The organism is Borrelia persica No12, from assembly GCF_000500045.1.
Lineage (GTDB): Bacteria > Spirochaetota > Spirochaetia > Borreliales > Borreliaceae > Borrelia > Borrelia persica.
Genome location: NZ_AYOT01000223.1, coordinates 97,508 through 118,167, shown reverse-complemented (window position 1 = coordinate 118,167; position 20,660 = coordinate 97,508). Strand labels below are relative to the sequence as shown.

The following is a 20,660-nucleotide window of genomic DNA, read 5'->3' as shown; positions in this document are numbered from 1 at the left end:
AATAAAAAATGAATAAATTAATAATAACAAGTATTTTATTACTCTCCTGTTACTCAACAGCTCATTTAGATAAACAACTTACAAAAGAAACTCCCTACAGGATTTATTTAAAAGAAGCTCAAAAAGCAACAAATTTAAATGATTATCAAAGTGCTTTAAAGATATACGAAAAAATGATCGAAAATTACAAAGATAATAAAGAAATTGTTGCCACTGGAAAATATGAAATTGCATTCATATATTATCTTAACAATAAAAAAGGAATTGCAAAAAAACTTTTTGAAGAATTAATACAATCTGACATAAACACACCTAAATGGATCGTACCACTATCTCAAAAAATATTACAAAAGATAAAAACCCAACAAAAAGATAAAACAAAAGAAAGTTAATGAAAATCACTATTTAAGCAATATGCCATAAATTGTAATATCTTTCTCCTTAGCTGATTTAATAACCTCCTCATAAACTATGGGACCTCGGGGATATTCATGAGGAGGTGCATTGCCAAGAACAATAATAAACCTATTATCTGCCTTCCAATCAAATTGAGTAACAGCAGCATTGATTCCTTCAAATACCGCTTCAGGATAATCTCCTCCACCTCCAACATTAATACTTTCAAGAACATTATTTAAATATTCTCTGCTATTAAAATCAAAAGATCTAGTTAAAAAATCTTCAAGATAATCCTTATAAAATACAAAACCCACTCTATAAGAATTAAATTGACTCAATTGAGGTTCTACCATATCAAAAAGATGTTCTCGTAAGATTTCAACATGATTTTTCATACTATCAGTTACATCAATAACAAAAACAAGATCTAAATCAGCAAGCGGATCTTCTGATTTTTCTAAAATATCTTTTATCTTATCAACAATATCAATTCCCTTCTTTGCAGCAACAACATCATCAGCAAATCTAGAAAATCCTTCCTCTAAAACACTATTCTCAACTGCAGTCTCTCGTTGCACATCTCCAAAGAACAACTCATAAGCATTATCTTTATATCGACCTAAATAATCATTATACTTTTTTTCAAAAGTTCTAATTGAAAACCAAAAAGGTTCCCTATTATGTTTTAAAACTTCCAAATCAATATCGCCACTTCTTGTTGAGAAATTAGGAAATCCATATCTTAATTTCTTAGGTATTAAAATATGAAAAGCTTCTCCAAATTTTTTATTTTGCACAGGCGTAGAAGATGTTAAAGATAAAAGACTTCTATTTTGAATAACTCTACCATTTAAAATCCTAATCTCATCACCATTAACATGATTATATTCTAATGTTCTAAATGAATAAGTCGAAGCATCTTTATTTTTATCTGGAATTTCAAAAGATTCAGTTAAAATCACTGACTTAATACTTGGTTTTTTTCGGATAAAAAGATGAAAGCCATCATCATGAGCTTCAACATAAACATCCTCAACACTAATACTCAAGCGATCATTTGCTTCAGAAAACAAGTTAAATACGATAAACAAGGAAATAATAAAGTAAGCTTTTTTCATATAGACCCTATACATCATTAATTGGACAAACTCACATGTCCTTTAGCTGATAAAAGCTATAAAAAATCTAAAGATTATCAGCTAAATTATCATAAAATAAAATTTTCAAACCAGCAAAATCATTCTTAAAAACACTTCTAAGATTTAAACTGGCAAGATCTCTTTTAACATTTTTTACCATGTCATCATCACGATTTAAGAGATCAAATATTCTAGACGACTTTGTTAAATTTGCAATTCCTGAATCAAAGAGATCATTATCTACAACAACACCAGAGCCAACCCTATCACCAAGAGATGCTCTTATCTCTACAACACCAAGATTATTATAAACTTCAATCTCTCTTAACAATAAAGCTCTATGATGATCATTGACCTTAGGTCTAAAACTTAAAATGCTAGACTTCTCTGATTCCAAATTTCTTAATACCCTTAAGTAATAACTCCTAGCAGCCTCGAAATCATCCATTTTATAAAGAACAGATGCAGTTAAATTTAAAACTTTATTACTATTTGCAAATCCAGACATATTTTCAACTTTAAATAAATAAGTTAATGCATCCTTATAATCCTGTTCCTTATAATTAAGTAATGCCAATTTATAGTAAACATCTGGTGAATTAACCCCTTCATTTATTGCCATTTTATAAGAAGATATGGCCGATTTAAAACCATTTAAAGTCCTCAAGATATCTCCCTGCTTTTCATAAATTAAAGCAAGTTCTTTAGAACCTTTAATAAGGCCATTTTTTTTATAAAAATCATATTCATTTAAAGCCAAACTAACAATATTGCTTACCTTAAGAGTATCATTTCCCTTATCATAAATATCTGATAGAATTTTATAAGCAATAATCTTTTCAGAAGCATTATCAATTGAATCTTTTTGTCTAAAGCTATTTATAGCTGTTAATAAATATCCTTCTGACTTTTTAAAATCTCCCATATAATAAAAATATCTACCACTCTCAAATAATGCTTTATCATAATCAGGATTTTTTAACAAAATTCTTCTAAGAATGTATTCAATTTCTGAATTAAGATTAACATCAGTTAAAACATCGGAAACATTTTTAGCACTAGCTATTTTAAAATTAGAAAACTCCCTATTAAATAAATTCATTTGAGCACTTAAATATTTCAAATTTCTAGAAAGAGCATTTATTCGTTTATTATAAACTGTAAATTCGATATATTTATCTATCAATTTCTTAACATATTTAGTATAAACTACCTTATCAATATCTAATTTCTTATTTGCCTTAATAAAAGCATTTAAACTCTCAGCTTCTCTCTCAGCGCCAGCTTCAATGTAAGCATCAAAAAGCTTAAACAAAATTTCTTTTTTATGCCCATATTTGGAGAGCAAAAGAGTATAACTATTTATGCTATCTTTATAATACGTAGAATCTGTTTGCGCCCACTGAAAATAATTATCACCCTTAGCCATTAATGCTTCATAATCATACATATTGTAAGATATAACTTCATCTAAAATCGAATTGGCATCAGAATATTCACCAAGCTTCATTTTCATAAAAGCATAAGATATATATCCATTCTTATCAAAACTTTTACGTCTCCTTGCATAAGCACCCTCTGAGAAAGGATCAAGAGTAAACAACTCTTCATATTTTTCTTCAGCACTATCAAAATCTCTCACACTCTCAAAAGCCTTAGCATAAGTTAAAAACCACTTTTTATTAGGACGCATATAATACGCATCCTTAAAAGTAGCCTTAGCAAGTTCTCTTTTATTCTCATGTATATACGAAATTCCTTCTCTATATTTTCTATCAGATGCAATATAAAAAAACATAACATCGACTAAAAGATAAAAAGATAAAAATGTGAAAACAATAGACATAAATGCCATTTTAAATATTGGCTTTAAGGCTTTTGATAATCTGTAACTAAAGTGCTTCTCCAGCTTGCTAAATTCTTCTGCTTTAGCATACATTACGGGCAATTGAACAGAACGGCCAATAATGTCTCCAACAAACTTAGCAATAAAACTAAGTCCCTTTTGATTGTGCTCAACAAGATCAACTAATGCCTCAATTTTATGTCTAGGAACATTTTTTAACATTAAAGCTTCAGCAATAGCAATTCTTAAATTTCTAGGATAAGAATTTAAATGTTGAAAAAATAGATTGTGATTAACCTTAAAATCAAGCTCCTCAAAAGATTTGCTTTCCTGATCCTCTGGAAATTCAAAATCACCTGCAAGTTTCGACCAATCATTTTCCTCATTAGAACCAAAATTCGAAGCACTCTCATTAGAAGCAAAATTCTCAGAAGGAATTTCATCGTCTACCTCATTGATCCTACTAATCATATATTCAAGATCAAAATCATCATTGTTATCATTTGGAGATTCTTGAGTAGAACTATTATTTTCATTATCAAAAGGTTCTTCAATATTAAATAAATCTGAACTTACATCATCCTCTACATTCGAATTTTGCAAATTATCATTATCAACATCATTATCAGAATTATCTAAATTCAAATTCATAGCATCATCTAAACTAACAGAATTATCATCAAGAACTCTATCTAAAGTCTCTTCAAAATGAGAACTTAAAACATCAAAATCATCATCTAAACCATTAAATTCCGGATCAATTTCTACATTTTCAGAATTATTTAAAACATTAATTGCATTGCTAATATCATTCTCATCAACTTCACTTTCCTGTTTTTCTTCGCTATCAAGAGCACCAAGAATAGCATCCAAATCTGGCTCTTCATCACGTACCTCTTCCAAATCAAAAATATCTTCCTGTTCTTCCCAAGGAACAATAAGTTCTCCATCCTTTGGAGGTTCAATATCCATGCGAATGCCCAAGCTATTCTTTAAAGCTCTCTCTCCAGCAATATTATCTATTATTTCTTTTTTAAACTTATTTATTTTATCTATATCAGGCATATTACAATCAAAATCCTAAATTAAGTCATTATATATTTTAGCCCCATCTTTGTGAAGAAGTTCAAAACGTCTCTCTAAATCATCAGCAATTTGAGAACCTAAAATTTCTTTTGTTGGGCTTAAACCATCTTGTCGCAATTTTTCTAAAATTAAAGCCTTATATTCAACTATATCAAATACTTCGGTTGCATTATATACAAGAGTATCTTCTCTAAAAACATCACACGACATATCACCATTCGACGACACTTCAAGAATATTGCCATTAATACCAACCATAATAAAATAATCAAAAAGCTTAAAATAATTTACAATTTCTGAAATTATCTTTTTAGTCTCAGGTCGACCTTTTCTATATCTTGTAGCAGTTGGAAAAATAAGAATCATATACCCATTATTTTTCTTATCTGCAACATATCTCATAGAATTAGCATTAAAAATTCGTCTCTCTCTCACAGTTTCACGCTCAGCACCAATAAATGTATGTGGAGGATAAATAAATATTACGTTATAACCCAAAGTTAAACTTTTTATTAATAAATTATCTTTAAAAAGTTTCACACCAGCTACAGGAATAACATGTTCTGCAATTTCTTTACAATTCATTTTATCAAGTAAAAATTGAAAACAAGGAAAATCAAAATTACTATAATGTTCCATTAATATCATTGAAGATTTACCAGACTTAGATTTTTCATAAAGTTTAAAAATATTTTGAATACCAACAATGGTAGAATTACTCTTAAGGAGTCTTTCAATCATTGTATCAACCAATTTTCTGCTGACAGAATCAGCCTCATGATACGAACTATTTAAACAATCCCTCTTTTCACAGGCTTCAAACCTACTAGAGAATTCATTCTCAATACCTTTAAAATACTTATTAAAACTCTCATTCCGTATAAACATAAAACTTCATCCTTTAAAGTTTTTGAAAAATAACACACTAGAAATCCAAAAATATTTAAATGTAACATACAATTGTATAAATTATACTTTATTTATTTAGCAAATTAAAGTAAAATCCATTCAAGTATATGAAACAAGAATAACTCATAAAAATAAATACAAAATATTTTCATAAAGGAGAATAAATCATGAAATATAAAGTCATATTTTTGTTATCTTTGTTAACTATAGGAATAATTTCTTGTTCCAATGATGAACAAAGGGAAAAAATAATATTTAGGACAACAGTTGACTCTGAACCTGATTCACTTGATCCTCAACTTGCTACTACATCTCAAGCATTTAGGGCAATCATCAATATGTTTGCAGGTTTAACAATAAAAAACTCACAAACTGGAGGATATAAACCAGGACTAGCTAAATCTTGGGACATATCTAAAGATGGAACTGTATACACAATGCACCTAAGAGAAGATATATCCTGGAGTGATGGTGTTCCTATTACTGCTGAGGGAATTCGAAAATCTTACCTTAGAATCTTAAATAAAGAAACGGGTTCACAATATGTTGATATTATAAAAACAACAATCAAAAATGCACAAGAATATTTTGATAATAAAATACCAGACTCTGAACTTGGTATTAAAGCTATAAACGATTCAACCTTAGAGATAACATTAATTACTCCAAAACCTTATTTCCTTGACATGCTAACACACCAAACATTCATTCCAGTACCAATTCACATTATTGAAAAACATGGACGAAGTTGGACAAACCCTGAAAATATAGCAGTAAGTGGTGCATATAAATTAAAAGAAAGAATCCCAAACGAAAAAATAGTTCTTGAAAAGAATAATAAATATTATAACGTAGCAAATGTCGAAATAGATGAGGTAGTAATCTATCAAGTACAAGGAAATACTGCTTATAATATGTATATAACCGATGAACTTGATTTTTTAACAATAATAGCACCAGAATATTTAGATGAAGCTAGAATAAGAAATGACTATTACTCTCATCCTTTAAATAGATTAGTCTACATGGCATTTAACACAACCGTTAAGCCACTCGACAATGTAAAAGTCAGAGAAGCTCTAACCCTTGCCATTGATAGAGAAGCACTAAACAAGATGTCTCTAAAAGGTCAAGCAAAGCCAACAAGAAATTTAACCCCATCATTTGAAAATTATTCTTATGGAAAACAACTCAGATTGTTTGATCCAGAAAGAGCAAAAAAATTACTAGCTGAAGCTGGATACCCTAATGGCGCAGGTTTCCCTACCCTTAAATATAAAACCTCACAACAGAATATAATGAAAATAACTGCAGAATTTCTACAAGAACAATTAAAAAAAATATTAAACATCAATACCGAGATTGAAATTGAAGAATGGAGCACATTTCTAACCAGCAGAAGCACAGGTAATTATCAAATATCATATATGGGATGGGCAGGAGATTATATAGATCCGCTAACATTCCTAGAAAGCTTATTTACAACGGAAAATCAAATATTTGGATCATATGGTTATTCAAACAAACAATACGACAATTTAATCAAACAATCCAATTTTATAAGAGATCCTATAGAGAGACAAGAAATCTTACGTAAAGCTGAGGCAATAATCGTAGAACAAGATTTCCCCGTAGCTCCACTTTCAATACTAAAATCGTATGCCCTATTTAGACATGATAAATGGACTGAATGGAAGCCCAATGTTGCAGAAGCTTACCTTTATGAAGATATAAAACAACAAAAAGAAAAAATATAAAATGCAATTAAAATTGATAATAACAAAATTAATAGATTTTCAAATATTAATAACTATTTAAAAATCAACCACTTTGATAAACAAATTATCAAAGTGGTTTTTTAATACAAAAACAAAATTAAAAGCATAATAAAATTTTCCAATTAACATATCATTTAAGATCATTTGCTAATTTTGACAAAATATTAATCCCCTAGTTTCTTAATCTTAGACTTCTTTATAATCTATTAATTGAATACACTTTATGCTACAATTAATCACTGAAAAATAATACTAAATAACCTGACAAAAATTATAAAAAAATTCTTTAGAACTTCTAGCTATTTTAATTAAAATGGAATTAAAGTTGATAAATATGATTAACTTTAAATGGGAGATAAAAATAATGAAAATAAAAAAAGTCATATTTACGATGTTTTTTTTAATAACTATACTATCCTGTAATAAGGAAAGCAATAAAAAAAACATAACATTTAAAATAGGTGTAGCAGGAGAACCTAAATCAATAGACCCACAATTAACTGAAGATAAAGTAGGTGCAATTATAGTTGCACAAATGTTTGATGGAATCTTAAATGGTGATCCAAAAACAGGAGGATACAAACCAGGACTAGCTAAATCTTGGGACATATCTCAAGATGGAACTGTATATACATTCCACTTAAAAGAAAACCTTGTTTGGAGTGATGGGGTACCTATTACCGCTGAAGGTATTCGAAAATCCTACCTTAGAATTTTAAACAAAGAAACAGCATCAAATTACGTCGGCATGGTTAAATCAATAATTAAAAATGCGGAAGACTATTTCGAAAATAGAATATCAGATTCTGAACTTGGTATTAAAGCTATAGACGACCTAACACTAGAGATATCAATTATTGCTCCAACACCTTATTTCCTTGACATGTTAGTACACCAAACATTCATTCCAGTACCAGTTCACGTTATTGAAAAACATGGAAACAAATGGATAGAACCTGAAAATATAGTAGTAAGTGGTGCATACACACTAAAAGAAAGAATTCCAAATGAAAAAATATCACTTGTCAAAAATGATTACCACTTTAATGCTAAAGATACCGAAGTGCAACAACTTATATTTCATACAATAAATGATGCATCAACTGCATATAGAATGTATGAAAACAATGAAATGGATGCTATTCTCTCAGTAATTCCACCTGACTTAATAAAAGAAATAAAATTAAGAAATGATTACTATTCATCAACTATTAATGGCCTTTATTACTATTCATTTAACACACACATAAAACCCCTTGACAATGTAAAGGTCAGAGAAGCTTTAACTCTTGCAATTGATAGAGAAACATTAACAAACAAAATTATAGAAAACGGTTCCATTCCAACAAGAAATGCAAGTCCAAATTTCAGTAATTATTCCTACAAAAAATCATTAACACTATTTGATCCACAAAAAGCACAACAATTAATGAGTGAAGCTGGTTATCCAGATGGGAAAGGTTTTCCTATACTAAAAATCAAATATAATACAAACGAATCTCACAAAAAAATTGCTGAATTTATCCAAAATCAATGGTCAAAAATTTTGAATATCAATGTTGAATTAGAAAATGAAGAATGGGCATCATTTTTAGAAAACAGACGAAAAGGCAATTATCAAATATCAAGAACTGGTTGGATAGGCGACTATGCAGACCCAGCAACATTCCTAAAGCTACTCCAAAAAGAATTTTCACATTTTTCCTCATACAATTATTTTAATGAAGAATATGAAAATTTAATCAAACAATCTGATCTTGAACAAGATCCGATTAAAAGACAAGATATATTAAGAAAAGCTGAATCAATAATTATAGAACAAGATTTTCCCATAGCTCCAATATTCATATATGCAGGAAATTATTTATTTAGAAACGATAAATGGACTGGTTGGGAACCTAATATTTCAGAAAGATTTCAATTTTCTGAACTTAAACAAATCAAATAAAAAAACAGACATCTAAATTTTAGATGTCTGTACATTAAATTACTAACTTAAAAAAGTTAAAAATCAACCATATATTAAATACTAAACAACCTGATTTAAAAACAAAAAATCTCAAAAAAACAATTCGAAAATAAATTAATCACATATGCAACATATTACCCAGATCAATATTAAATATAAGCAAGACAAAAATAATAAAAAATGTTAAACTTACTTTAAGAGTAAAAAACATCAAAGATAATGCCATCTTTATAAAATGGAGGATATTGTAAATTTATAAAGTTTAATGAGTAATAATTAACACAGATCAAAATATGCATCAAAAAAATATAGTTATTTACAAATCAATGAAAATAAATTCAATTTTTTTTGAATAATATTTCATCTTATATGTTACAATGGTTCATTATGTCAAACATGTAAATCTTTATGTTTTATAGTAAGGAGCAATTATGTTAAAGTTTAGTATACAAAAATTATTAGAAACAATACCAACTTTAATAATAATAATTTTTTTATGTTTTCTAATAATGAGTCTTGCTCCTGGAAATCCATTTAATTCTGAAAAACCAATTGATCCTCAAATAAAAGAAAAACTAATGCAAAAATATCATCTTGATAAACCTTTTTATATGCAAGCTTATTACTATATCAAAAATGTATTAAAAGGAGACTTTGGTCCATCATTAACAAAGAAAGACTTTAGTGTAAATCAATACATAAAATTAGGATTTCCTAAGTCACTTACAATGGGAATAATAAGTCTAATAATATCTCTTACATTTGGAATTGTACTGGGATCATTAGCTGCAATTAAAAAAAATACACGTATCGATTATATAATAAGAACGATAGCCATATTCGGAATCTCTGTACCCACATTTGTAACAGGTCCTATTTTACAATATATCTTATCTGTCAAATTAAAATTATTTTACACTTCTGGATGGATTTCAGAACGGGGGGGTCTATCAAATTTAGTTATGCCAATATTAACAATGAGTTTGCCGTGGATAGCTATCTTTACACGCATAATTAGAGGTTCTATGCTAGAGATACTAAACAGCGATTTTGTACGCACAGCAAAAGCTAAAGGCTTAAGCTTTAACGTAATAATCAGAAAGCATGTACTAATAGGCTCTATACTTCCTCTTGTAAGCTATATAGGCCCTGCATTCGCTGGCATAATTTCTGGCAGTATGGTTATCGAACAAATATTCAGAATTGCTGGAATGGGTGTATTTACAGTAGAATCATCTCTAAATAGAGATTATCCATTACTCATGGGTTCATTATTAGTATACTCAACAATACTACTAATTTCCATCTTGGCATCTGATATTATCTACAAAAAACTTGACCCAAGAATATAGGAAAATAAAATGAACAAACACATAAAACAAAATAAACATGTCGAAATTGATATGCAAACAGCAAACAAAAGAGCATGGTTAAGATTTAAGGAAAATAAACTTGCATTTATTGGAATCTTTATCATTGGATTTTACATGTTAATCGCAATACTGCAGCCAATATTACCAATATATAAATACTATACTCAAGTTGTAGAACATACTGATTTACCTCCATCTTTTAGGTATGCTGGAGAACTTTGGTATGAAAAAGAACTTAATTTCATGAAACGATTATGTAAAAAAGAAAATCGAGAAATGAATGAAGAAGAAAAAGCAAAGCTTGAAGAAATAAAAAGAAAAATAGAAACCGAGATCCAAATAATTGAAGGAAAAGAAACTAAGGTACACAAAAGAATATATTTACTAGGTACAGATAATCTTGGACGAGACTTACTTGCAAGAATAATACAAGGAAGTCAAATATCAATATCTATAGGATTTATTGGAGCATTAATATCAATGCTCATAGGAACCATCATAGGCGCAACAGCAGGTTTCTTTGGTGGTATTATCGATAGGGTTATAACTAAAATAACAGAAGTGCTTTATTCTTTGCCTACCTTGCTTGTCATAATAACTTTAATGACTCTTATGGAAAGAAATATTATCGGATTATTTATTGCAATAAGCATAATATCATGGTTAACAATTTCTAGGATTGTAAGAGGACAAGTAAAATCACTCTCACAATCTGAATTCATACAAGCCGCCAGAACACTAGGTGCCACAAATAAAAGAATGATATTCAAACACTTAATCCCAAATAGCTTTGGAATGATAGTAATCATTACAACAATGAATGTTCCGTCGTTTATTATACTTGAATCATTTCTATCATTCTTAGGTCTTGGAATATCAGCACCAATGACTAGTTGGGGCGAACTCATTAAAAATGGAATTCCTACACTTATTGAATATCCATGGAAGATTTTCATACCAGCATCAGTCATGACAATATTCTTATTATTTATGAACTTCTTAGGCGACGGATTAAGAGATGCGTTTGATCCAAAGGACAATCTCTAAGGAGACAATAATGAACGAAAACTATATACTTGAAATAAAAAACTTAGAAATTGAATTCCGGTTGAAACATACAACAATATACCCTGTAAATGGAATAAATTTAAAAATGAAAAAGGGAGAAATCAGAGCTATTGTTGGAGAATCTGGAAGTGGAAAATCTGTTACAAGCATGGCAATACTAAAATTATTACCCCCAACAACAACAGCATATAAAGCTGGAGAAATACTATTTGAAGGTCAAGATTTGCTTAAACTTAAAGAAAAAGAACTTCAAAATATTAGAGGTAATAAAATAGCAATGATATTTCAAGATCCAATGACCTCCCTAAATCCATATCTAAAAATATCCACACAAATTGAAGAAACAATAATGCTACATCAGAAATTAAATAAAAGAGAAGCAAAACAAAAAGCAATAGAAATGCTAAAAACAGTTGGTGTTACAAATGCAGAAGAGAGAATAGAACATTATCCACATCAATTTTCAGGAGGAATGAGACAAAGAGTTATGATTGCAATGGCATTAAGTTGCCACCCATCATTACTAATTGCCGATGAGCCTACAACGGCTCTTGATGTCACAATTCAAGAACAAATACTATTACTAATTAAAAGTCTATCTAAAAAATTCAATACCTCCACCATATTAATAACCCATGATTTAGGAGTAGTAGCAGAAATATGCGATACAGTTTCTGTAATGTATCAAGGAAAATTTGTTGAAGAAGGAACAGTACAAGAAATATTTAAAAATCCTAAACATCCATACACAATTGGACTTTTAAAATCAATACTAACTCTTGATCAAAATCCAAATGAAAAACTTTATTCAATGAAAGATCATCCTATTGAGATTACTACAAATTAATATTGAGGGTATTTTAAATGAAAGATGAAAAAGATATAATTCTTAAAGTAGAAAATTTGGTACAAACATTTACACTTGGAGAAGATTTTTTATTTTGGAAAAATAAACGTAAAGTCAATGCTGTAAATGGCATAAGTTTTGAGGTTGAACGTAACAAAACACTAGGACTTGTTGGCGAATCTGGATGTGGGAAATCAACAACATTAAGAACAATAATGCAACTCTATACACCAACATCTGGCAGCATATATTTCAATGGTAAAGATATAACAAAACTATCAAGAAAAGAACTTTTAAAGACAAAAAAAGACATGCAAATGGTATTTCAAGATCCACACACATCTCTAAATCCAAGAATGACAATAAGAGAAATAATAGCAGAACCACTGGTGATATACAATGAAAACAAGATTTTTCCAAAAACAAAACAAGAAATAGAGCAAAGAGTAAATGAATTAATGGATATTACCGGTCTTGCAAAAAGCATGTTATCTAGGTATCCACACGAATTTTCAGGAGGACAAAGACAAAGAATAGGAATAGCAAGAGCACTTGCACTAAATCCTAAACTTTTATTACTAGATGAAGCCGTATCTGCATTAGATGTATCAATTAGAGCACAAATTTTAAATTTACTTAAAAGTTTACAAAAAGAGTTAAACCTATCTTATCTCTTTATTTCACACGACTTATCGGTAGTCAAATACATGAGTGATAAGATTGCTGTAATGTATCAAGGTATCATTTTAGAAATTGCACCTAGGGAAATTTTATTTTCAAATCCTAAACATCCGTATACAAAAACACTAATAGCATCTATTCCGGAAATTGATCCAGAAAAAATAAGGGATAAAACTATTAAGCTTGATGAGCCATCTCTAACAAATATACGAAATACATATTCACCAACAGAAAATGAAATTCTTGAGGAAGTAGAAAAAGATCATTTTGTATCTAAATATCTTTTTGACGAAATGAATAACTTACTCAATAAAAATTGAAAATACTAAAATGAATAAACTTATTTTTATTTTACTTTTGCTCGTTAAACTTGGCAAAGTGAGAATTTCAACATTTAATTATCAAAATAAGAAACTTCAAAATCCATCTTACTGTCAATACTTTCAACTGAATACAAATTAATTCTATTTACATTATTCTTATCTATAACTTTATTTCCAGAATCTACAAAATAATAATAAATCCTACCTTTGGGAAGATCTTTAAGTTTAATAGTATAAACACCCTTATGTGATTTTTTTTCGACCAATCTATTTAAAAACGGATTAAAACTATTAAAATTGCCAGCTATTGTAACAATATGTCCAGGAGCACCTATATAAAAAAGTTCAACTTCCCTACCATCAGAAGAATCAATTGGATTTCGAAGAGAAGAATAACCATAATCCACACCTATATCAATTATAGAAAATGGTATTAAATCCTTATTAAATGCTACATTCTTATTATACTCATCATTTGTCCAAATACCATCCACAACAAGCCTATACTTAATTCTATCAATTCCATGAGGAAGATTAATTTTTACAAAAAAAAGTCCATACTTGTTCTTCTTAAACAAATACTTTTTTGCATAATCATCAAAATCACAAGCAACAAAAATTTTTCTAATATTCTTATTTGCAGGATAAAACATAATAACTCTCTTAGAGTCAACAATCGGTGACAAATTATCTTTTCTCGTTGAAACTTCTAAAAATTCATTTAAAGACAAATCAAAATTTTTAATTACATAGCTAGTTGAGAAAATATTAACAACATGAGCGAAAAAAAATAAAAGATAAAATAACCATTGCAAAGTCTTTTTCATGATTTATCTGCAAAACCTGTTAAACAATTCTTTTATAAAAATACTACACATTTATTTTGTTTGTTATTATACTAAAAATATATACTAAAGTAAATATACAAATATTAACCAATAAGGAGCGGAAAAAATGGGCTTTCATATTTATGAAATAAAAGCTAGGCAAATAATTGATTCTAGAGGAAATCCAACTGTAGAAGCAGATGTAATACTTGAAGATGGCACTCTAGGTAGGGCAGCTGTGCCATCAGGTGCATCAACAGGAATTAATGAAGCCGTTGAATTAAGAGACGGTGATAAGTCTGTTTACATGGGAAAAGGAGTACTTAAAGCGGTTGAGAATATAATAAATATAATCTCTCCAGAACTTGAAGGAATGAGCGCTTTAAATCAAGTTGAAATCGACAGAAAAATGCTTGAACTTGATGGAACTCCTAATAAATCAAAACTTGGAGCCAATGCCATTCTTGCAGTATCAATGGCTACAGCCAGAGCAGCAGCTGAACACCTTGGACTTAAAGTTTATCAATACCTTGGCACATACAAAGCCAATATTTTACCTACACCTATGTGCAATATCATAAACGGAGGTGCACACTCTGATAATTCTGTCGATTTTCAAGAATTCATGATAATGCCAATTGGAGCAAAAACATTTAGTGATGCAATAAGAATGTCTGCTGAAGTTTTTCATACACTAAAAAGCATCTTAAGCAAAAAAGGTTATGCAACATCAGTGGGAGATGAGGGTGGATTTGCACCAAACTTAAAATCAAATGAAGAAGCTTGTGAAGTTATTATGGAAGCCATACAAAATGCGGGTTATACACCTGGAACAGACATTGCAATTGCTTTAGATCCAGCAACATCTGAATTATACGATCCAAAAACAAAAAAATATGTACTTAAATGGTCAACAAAAGAAGAACTTACATCCGAAGAAATGGTTGAATATTGGGCAAAATGGGTAGAAAAATATCCTATTATATCAATTGAAGATGGAATGGCTGAAGAAGACTGGGATGGATGGAAAAAACTTACAGATAAGATTGGAAACAAGGTACAACTTGTAGGAGACGATCTGTTTGTAACAAACACATCATTCTTAAAAAAAGGAATTGAAATGAAAGTTGCAAATGCAATTTTAATCAAAGTAAATCAAATTGGAACATTAACTGAAACTTTCGAAGCTGTAGAAATGGCCAAAAAAGCAGGTTACACCGCAATAGTGTCACACAGATCGGGAGAAACAGAAGATACAACAATTGCCGACCTTGTCGTTGCACTTGGAACAGGACAAATCAAAACAGGTTCCCTATCAAGAACAGACAGAATTGCCAAATACAATCAACTATTAAGAATAGAAGAAGAATTAGGTAACATTGCCGAATATCATGGCAAAGATGTATTTTATTCAATTAAAAAATAATAAGCAATAAAGCCCTCATTAAAAGGGCTTATTTTTATATTATCTTGTTTATATAAAAATAAATAACTATCTCTTTGAAAACTGAAAACTCTTTCTAGCCTTCTTTTTTCCAAACTTCTTACGCTCAACTTTTCTTGAGTCTCTTGTTAAGAGTCCATTAGATTTAAGAACCATTCTATACTGCTTTTCATCAAGATCAAGAAGAGCCCTTGCAATACCATGCCTAATAGCACCAGCCTGACCTGAAATACCGCCACCATAAACATTAATATAAAGGTCATATTTTCCAAAAGTATTAGTTAAGACTAATGGAGAGAAAGCAATTGCTTTTAACTTTTCAAGCTGCATATAAGAATCACAATCCTTACGGTTAATCTTAATATCACCCTTCCCTTCTCTAATATAAACTCTAGCAACAGAAGACTTTCTACGCCCTGTACCCATCCCTAAATTAATACCCTTATTAACATCTGACTTTGCCATTTTTCCTCTCTTAATTTGCTTCTAATTTATAAAGATTTTGAGATTTAAGTGTATGATTAGCATCAGCAAAAACTCTTAGATTCCTAAAAAGCTCACGACCCAAAGGTCCTTTTGGCAACATACCCTTAATAGCAATTTCAAGGGGAGCTGTTGGCTTTCTCTCAGATAATGTCCTATAAGTATCAGAATAAAGACCTCCAGGATATCTTGAATGTCTGTAATAGATCTTTTGCGAATATTTCTTACCAGTAAGCTTAATCTTTGAAGCATTAATAACAACGACATTATCGCCCAAATCCTGGTGAGGAGTATAATAAGGCTTGTGCTTGCCCCTTAAAATCTTAACAACTTCTGTAGCAATCCTACCAAGAACTTTACCTGAAGCATCAATCACATACCATTTTTTCTCTACATATTTTGGTTTAACCCATATTGTCTTATTATTAGTTATCCTATTCATAATAATATAAAGTCCTCGCTTAGATATTTTACAAAATTACACCTTTCTATTGTATTATTTGTAAGTTAACCTGTCAATACTAACAGAAAAATTTATCTTGAAGCTTAACAGAAACTTTGCGGAAACCATCTAAATCCCCTTTAGAAAATTTTAAAGGAACAAGTGAAGGAAAATCAAAAAAAGGACTAATTAGATATCCATTACTTAAATACTCCTTAAACACCTCATTATGATATTCGGATTTATAAAGGGGAAACATATACCTATTAACCAATTTAAACATAGGAGTAGAAAAAATATTAAAATTAATTTTCAAACTCTTCTCATAAGATAAAATTTTAACAAGCATATGCCTGGCAACTGCCAAAGTTAAAGCATCAAAAGGATCTCTAAATTCCATTTTCTTAGATAAATTATCCACTATAACAATATTAATAGACATACACCCAGGTATTGGAAGCTTTACAAGCATAGGATACCTAAGATTATCAAATCCAAATCTAAACTTATATATACCTTGCCTATCTTCCCAAGGCTCACTAAAATAATCCTGACCCGTTAAAGACAACAAAAAATCTTTAGCATCCCTTTCAAACCGGAAAACACGCACAAACCCTGCTTCTTTAAAGTAAGAAAAAAAAACATTTTCAAATTGCTTTTTAAATACAGATGGATAAGATGCTGTAAGTCCTCTTGAAAAAGTTTGCTTAAGAATCAGATTTAATCCTGGAACCCTATGACCTAAAAAATTTAACCCTTCATTTAAATATAAATCTAAATAACGATTACCCTTAATATCATAAAGATAGAAAAATCTTGCTCTTTTAATTATTGGCAAACAATTAAACAAAACTTCACTACACATCCTGCAATTTGCTCATTAAAATTTCATTTGAAAGAACGGGATTGACCTTACCAGAAGTTTTACACATAATTTGACCCATCATAAATTTAATAGCATGACTTTTACCCTTTTTATAAAGCTCAATTGATTTAGGATTTTCATTTAAAACTTCAAGCACAATTGATTCAATTAAAGATCTATCATTTATCTGTTCTAATTTTTTTTCATTAATAATAGTAGCAGAAGAAACATTTCTTTCAACCATTTCTAAAAATACTTCCTTAGAAATCTTACCACTTATTTTCCCACTAACAATAAATTCAACAAGCTCATTAATATATGACGGTGGTAAATTAAAATCAAGTATACCTATTTCTCTTTCATTCAATACACTCAACACTTCAGACAATATCCAATTGGCCACCTTCTTAGGATCACTTGAAGCCACAGCTGCCTCTTCAAAATACTTAACTAAATTTCTATCCGAAGTTAAAGTTACAACATCAAAATCACTAAGCCCATACTGATCTTGCAATCTAATTCTTGCATCAAAAGGCAACTCCACCATTTTTTCAGATTTTATGCTTTCAATATAATCATTATCAATTCTAATTAGAGGTAAATCAGGATCTTTGATATAACGATAATCAGATATTGTCTCTTTGCTTCTTTGAAGAACTGTAACACCCTTCTTATCATCAAATCCCATAGTACATTTACCCACACTTTCAAAAGTTTTTCTGTACAAATCCCATTCTTCTTTTTGTCGTGACTCCTCATAATCAATTGCCAACCTGACTGCTTTAAAAGAATTTAAATTTTTTATCTCAGAAATAGGTGTTTTATAATTAATATCATCCTCATTAACAAGCAAATTAACATTGACATCACAACGAAACGATCCATTTTCCATATTACAATCAGACAAACCAAGATATCTAAAAATTTCTCTTAAAGCATTCAAATAAGCCACCGCCTCTTCTCCACTACGTATATCAGGCTGTGATACAATCTCTAGCAATGGCGCTCCTGCACGATTAAAATCAATATAACTTTGATTGTCACTTGTAAGCAAATGTAAGCTCTTCCCAGAATCCTCTTCCATATGTATTCTTGAAATATTAATTTTTTTTAAACCCAAATTAGTTCTAATAACAATAAATCCGTTCTTACAAATAGGTTCCTCATTTTGAGATATTTGATATCCTTTAGGCAAATCAGGATAAGCATAATGCTTTCTATCAAACCTAATAATATTGTTAATTGTAGAATTAGTAGCATGTCCTGCCAAAATTGCACTATTAATAAGTTCTTTATTTATGCTAGGTAACGCACCAGGAAGGCCAAGACATGTTGGACAAACACGAGAATTTGGAATTCCACCAAAATCATTCTTGCAACCACAAAAAGCCTTAGTCTTTAATCCTAATTGTACATGTACTTCTAATCCAATAAGCAATTTATATTCCATCTAATTCTAATTCCTCTATTACATTTTTTGCAAAATTTAAAAGTTCAAAATCTCTCTTAACTCCGCCAATCAATTGCATACCAATAGGTAGTCCACTATCATCTCGAGCAAATGGAATTGAGAGCGCAGGAAATCCAATAAGATTGGCAATAACAGTACACAAATCAGAATAATACATTTTTACAGGATTATCAAAATTCTCACCTATTTTAAAAGGTTTCAAAAAACTTGTAGGGGTTATAATATATGAATAACTATTAAAAATTTCATCGAATTTTGGAATTAATACATTCTCAATAATCTTACAAGCCTTCGTATAATATTGCAAATCATACCCTTCTGACAACAAATAATTACCAAGTACAATACGCCTTTTAACCTCTTCTCTTAAAAATGCACTCCTATGTTTATAATAAAAATCATCAAGACTCAACTCATTATTCAATCTTTTTCCATAATGAAGAGAAGTATAACGAGCAAGATTAGATGTAGCTTCAACAGAAGATATTGAATAATAAAGAGAAAGCACAAAATTAACTGCTTCTATTGAAATCTCATGTATCTCAACACCCTTACTTAAAAGCTCAGATTTAAATCTTGCAAATTCACGAGAAATATCACCCTCCATCAAATCTTCACTAAACTCCTTAATTACAGCTAATTTAGTACCCTTTAAAGGCTTATTTAATAGCGGATACGGATCTTGAACAATATCTATGCTGGTAGAATCCATTGTATCAATTCCACAAGTATATTTTAATATTAAAGCCACGTCATCAATATAATTAGCAAAAAATCCTATCTGATCAAGTGATGAAACATAAGATGCAAGTCCATAGCGAGATAGCCCTCCATAAGAAGGTTTAAACCCAATCAAACCTGCAAATGATGCAGGGAGTCTAACAGATCCACCAGTATCACTCCCAAGCGAAAAAGGAGCTTGATTGCCAGCAACAACAGCCGCAGAACCACCAGAACTACCACCCACAACATATTCTTTATTTAAAGGATTACGAGTAACTCCATAATAAGAAAATTCACAAGAAGAACCCATTGCAAATTCATCCATATTAGTTCTTCCAATTAGGATTGCACCATTATCTTTTAATCTCTTAATAACAGTTGCATCATAAGGAGAAACATATCCTTGCAAAATCTCAGATGCACAAGTTAAACTTTTATTTTTAATTGCAATATTATCCTTAACAGCAATGGGAACTCCAAGCAAAGGAAAATCTTGTCCTTTACCTATACTCAAGAGTTCATCATATTCTTTTGCTACTTCCAATGCATCATCAAAAAATTCAACATAACCATTAATATCCTTATTTGCTTCATAAACCTTTTTATAATAGAGAATAATGTCATAAATCCTACATCTACGCGCCAATATTAATTCTTTAATTTTTATTAAACTCAAACCACTTAAGTCCAAATCATTACTCCCTATTCAAGTACTTTAGGTGATGAAAAATAACCATCAACAAAAACATTGCTAAAATTTTTAATAGATTCAATTGTCAAAGAAGGTAAAACTTCATCATCTCTTAAATCAGACAGATCACATATTGTTTTATGAAATCCATCTTTAATTTCAAATGCAGAAATTTTATCCAACATACAAACAACTTGTTCAAATTTCATTATAAATTGTTGTTTTTCATCATCGCTCAACTTTAATAAACTCAATTTTAAACTATTCTCTAAATGAATATCTTCCAAATTTCACCT

The 20,660-nt window shown here is 29.8% G+C and carries 18 protein-coding genes; 8 read left to right on the top strand and 10 right to left on the bottom strand.

Annotated features, from left to right (window positions below):
• Window positions 1-8 precede the first annotated feature (8 nt).
• Window positions 9-392: an outer membrane protein assembly factor BamD gene (locus U881_RS0108180; protein WP_024653942.1), complete on the top strand. Its 384-nt coding sequence runs from the start codon at window positions 9-11 to the stop codon at window positions 390-392.
• 9 nt (window positions 393-401) lie between these two features.
• Here the strand turns inward: U881_RS0108180 and U881_RS0108175 are convergent, their stop codons facing one another.
• The 3 genes from U881_RS0108175 to U881_RS0108165 form a co-directional block, all read right to left on the bottom strand.
• Window positions 402-1,517 (bottom strand): VWA domain-containing protein, encoded by a 1,116-nt coding sequence (locus U881_RS0108175; protein WP_024653941.1) that lies wholly within the window; start codon window positions 1,515-1,517, stop codon window positions 402-404.
• 67 nt (window positions 1,518-1,584) lie between these two features.
• Window positions 1,585-4,449 (bottom strand): periplasmic flagellar collar protein FlcA, encoded by a 2,865-nt coding sequence (gene flcA, locus U881_RS0108170; protein WP_024653940.1) that lies wholly within the window; start codon window positions 4,447-4,449, stop codon window positions 1,585-1,587.
• A gap of 15 nt (window positions 4,450-4,464) precedes the next feature.
• Window positions 4,465-5,358 carry a 1-acyl-sn-glycerol-3-phosphate acyltransferase gene (locus U881_RS0108165; protein WP_024653939.1) on the bottom strand — a complete coding sequence of 298 codons (894 nt, stop codon included), beginning with the start codon at window positions 5,356-5,358 and terminating at the stop codon, window positions 4,465-4,467.
• A 188-nt stretch (window positions 5,359-5,546) separates the two neighbouring features.
• Here U881_RS0108165 and U881_RS0108160 point away from each other — a divergent pair, with 188 nt between their 5' ends.
• The 6 genes from U881_RS0108160 to U881_RS0108130 all read left to right on the top strand — a co-directional run bounded on the left by U881_RS0108160 (window position 5,547) and on the right by U881_RS0108130 (window position 13,415).
• On the top strand, window positions 5,547-7,136 hold the full coding sequence (locus tag U881_RS0108160; RefSeq protein ID WP_024653938.1) for a peptide ABC transporter substrate-binding protein: 1,590 nt from the start codon (window positions 5,547-5,549) through the stop codon (window positions 7,134-7,136).
• 385 nt (window positions 7,137-7,521) lie between these two features.
• On the top strand, window positions 7,522-9,105 hold the full coding sequence (locus U881_RS0108150) for a peptide ABC transporter substrate-binding protein (protein ID WP_024653937.1): 1,584 nt from the start codon (window positions 7,522-7,524) through the stop codon (window positions 9,103-9,105).
• 452 nt (window positions 9,106-9,557) lie between these two features.
• Entirely contained in the window at window positions 9,558-10,478 is a 921-nt protein-coding gene (locus U881_RS0108145) for an ABC transporter permease (RefSeq protein ID WP_024653936.1), read from the top strand.
• A 9-nt stretch (window positions 10,479-10,487) separates the two neighbouring features.
• Entirely contained in the window at window positions 10,488-11,546 is a 1,059-nt protein-coding gene (locus tag U881_RS0108140; protein ID WP_024653935.1) for an ABC transporter permease, read from the top strand.
• A gap of 10 nt (window positions 11,547-11,556) precedes the next feature.
• Window positions 11,557-12,414, top strand: a complete 858-nt coding sequence (locus U881_RS0108135) for an ABC transporter ATP-binding protein (RefSeq protein ID WP_024653934.1) — start codon at window positions 11,557-11,559, stop codon at window positions 12,412-12,414.
• Window positions 12,415-12,431: 17 nt separating this feature from the next.
• Complete coding sequence (locus tag U881_RS0108130) at window positions 12,432-13,415, top strand: ABC transporter ATP-binding protein (RefSeq protein ID WP_024653933.1); 984 nt, start codon at window positions 12,432-12,434, stop codon at window positions 13,413-13,415.
• A 74-nt stretch (window positions 13,416-13,489) separates the two neighbouring features.
• Here the strand turns inward: U881_RS0108130 and U881_RS0108125 are convergent, their stop codons facing one another.
• Entirely contained in the window at window positions 13,490-14,245 is a 756-nt protein-coding gene (locus U881_RS0108125; RefSeq protein WP_024653932.1) for a hypothetical protein, read from the bottom strand.
• Window positions 14,246-14,372: 127 nt separating this feature from the next.
• Between U881_RS0108125 and eno the strand changes: the two genes are divergently transcribed.
• On the top strand, window positions 14,373-15,671 hold the full coding sequence (eno, locus tag U881_RS0108120) for a phosphopyruvate hydratase (RefSeq protein WP_024653931.1): 1,299 nt from the start codon (window positions 14,373-14,375) through the stop codon (window positions 15,669-15,671).
• Window positions 15,672-15,737: 66 nt separating this feature from the next.
• Here the strand turns inward: eno and rpsI are convergent, their stop codons facing one another.
• The 6 genes from rpsI to gatC all read right to left on the bottom strand — a co-directional run bounded on the left by rpsI (window position 15,738) and on the right by gatC (window position 20,651).
• Complete coding sequence (gene rpsI, locus U881_RS0108115) at window positions 15,738-16,154, bottom strand: 30S ribosomal protein S9 (RefSeq protein WP_024653930.1); 417 nt, start codon at window positions 16,152-16,154, stop codon at window positions 15,738-15,740.
• 10 nt (window positions 16,155-16,164) lie between these two features.
• Window positions 16,165-16,614 (bottom strand): 50S ribosomal protein L13, encoded by a 450-nt coding sequence (gene rplM / locus U881_RS0108110; protein ID WP_024653929.1) that lies wholly within the window; start codon window positions 16,612-16,614, stop codon window positions 16,165-16,167.
• A 79-nt stretch (window positions 16,615-16,693) separates the two neighbouring features.
• Window positions 16,694-17,479: a hypothetical protein gene (locus tag U881_RS0108105; protein WP_024653928.1), complete on the bottom strand. Its 786-nt coding sequence runs from the start codon at window positions 17,477-17,479 to the stop codon at window positions 16,694-16,696.
• Window positions 17,472-18,929: an Asp-tRNA(Asn)/Glu-tRNA(Gln) amidotransferase subunit GatB gene (gene gatB, locus U881_RS0108100; RefSeq protein ID WP_024653927.1), complete on the bottom strand. Its 1,458-nt coding sequence runs from the start codon at window positions 18,927-18,929 to the stop codon at window positions 17,472-17,474. The genes U881_RS0108105 and gatB overlap by 8 nt, the downstream gene beginning before the upstream one ends.
• Window positions 18,919-20,364 carry an Asp-tRNA(Asn)/Glu-tRNA(Gln) amidotransferase subunit GatA gene (gatA, locus tag U881_RS0108095; protein ID WP_024653926.1) on the bottom strand — a complete coding sequence of 482 codons (1,446 nt, stop codon included), beginning with the start codon at window positions 20,362-20,364 and terminating at the stop codon, window positions 18,919-18,921. Before gatA ends, gatB begins: the two co-directional genes overlap by 11 nt.
• A gap of 11 nt (window positions 20,365-20,375) precedes the next feature.
• Window positions 20,376-20,651, bottom strand: coding sequence for an Asp-tRNA(Asn)/Glu-tRNA(Gln) amidotransferase subunit GatC (gatC, locus tag U881_RS0108090; RefSeq protein WP_024653925.1), 276 nt, complete (start codon window positions 20,649-20,651; stop codon window positions 20,376-20,378).
• Window positions 20,652-20,660: the final 9 nt, after the last annotated feature.

Excerpts from the sequence above, each read along its gene's own strand:
- rplM (WP_024653929.1), bottom strand. The coding sequence starts at position 16,614 with ATGAATAGGATAACTAATAATAAGACAATATGGGTTAAACCAAAATAT.
- U881_RS0108135 (WP_024653934.1), top strand. The coding sequence starts at position 11,557 with ATGAACGAAAACTATATACTTGAAATAAAAAACTTAGAAATTGAATTC.
- gatB (WP_024653927.1), bottom strand. The coding sequence starts at position 18,929 with ATGGAATATAAATTGCTTATTGGATTAGAAGTACATGTACAATTAGGA.
- eno (WP_024653931.1), top strand. The coding sequence starts at position 14,373 with ATGGGCTTTCATATTTATGAAATAAAAGCTAGGCAAATAATTGATTCT.
- U881_RS0108160 (WP_024653938.1), top strand. The coding sequence starts at position 5,547 with ATGAAATATAAAGTCATATTTTTGTTATCTTTGTTAACTATAGGAATA.
- U881_RS0108140 (WP_024653935.1), top strand. The coding sequence starts at position 10,488 with ATGAACAAACACATAAAACAAAATAAACATGTCGAAATTGATATGCAA.
- U881_RS0108180 (WP_024653942.1), top strand. The coding sequence starts at position 9 with ATGAATAAATTAATAATAACAAGTATTTTATTACTCTCCTGTTACTCA.
- U881_RS0108150 (WP_024653937.1), top strand. The coding sequence starts at position 7,522 with ATGAAAATAAAAAAAGTCATATTTACGATGTTTTTTTTAATAACTATA.
- U881_RS0108130 (WP_024653933.1), top strand. The coding sequence starts at position 12,432 with ATGAAAGATGAAAAAGATATAATTCTTAAAGTAGAAAATTTGGTACAA.
- U881_RS0108145 (WP_024653936.1), top strand. The coding sequence starts at position 9,558 with ATGTTAAAGTTTAGTATACAAAAATTATTAGAAACAATACCAACTTTA.
- U881_RS0108125 (WP_024653932.1), bottom strand. The coding sequence starts at position 14,245 with ATGAAAAAGACTTTGCAATGGTTATTTTATCTTTTATTTTTTTTCGCT.
- U881_RS0108165 (WP_024653939.1), bottom strand. The coding sequence starts at position 5,358 with ATGTTTATACGGAATGAGAGTTTTAATAAGTATTTTAAAGGTATTGAG.
- rpsI (WP_024653930.1), bottom strand. The coding sequence starts at position 16,154 with ATGGCAAAGTCAGATGTTAATAAGGGTATTAATTTAGGGATGGGTACA.
- U881_RS0108175 (WP_024653941.1), bottom strand. The coding sequence starts at position 1,517 with ATGAAAAAAGCTTACTTTATTATTTCCTTGTTTATCGTATTTAACTTG.
- flcA (WP_024653940.1), bottom strand. The coding sequence starts at position 4,449 with ATGCCTGATATAGATAAAATAAATAAGTTTAAAAAAGAAATAATAGAT.
- U881_RS0108105 (WP_024653928.1), bottom strand. The coding sequence starts at position 17,479 with ATGTGTAGTGAAGTTTTGTTTAATTGTTTGCCAATAATTAAAAGAGCA.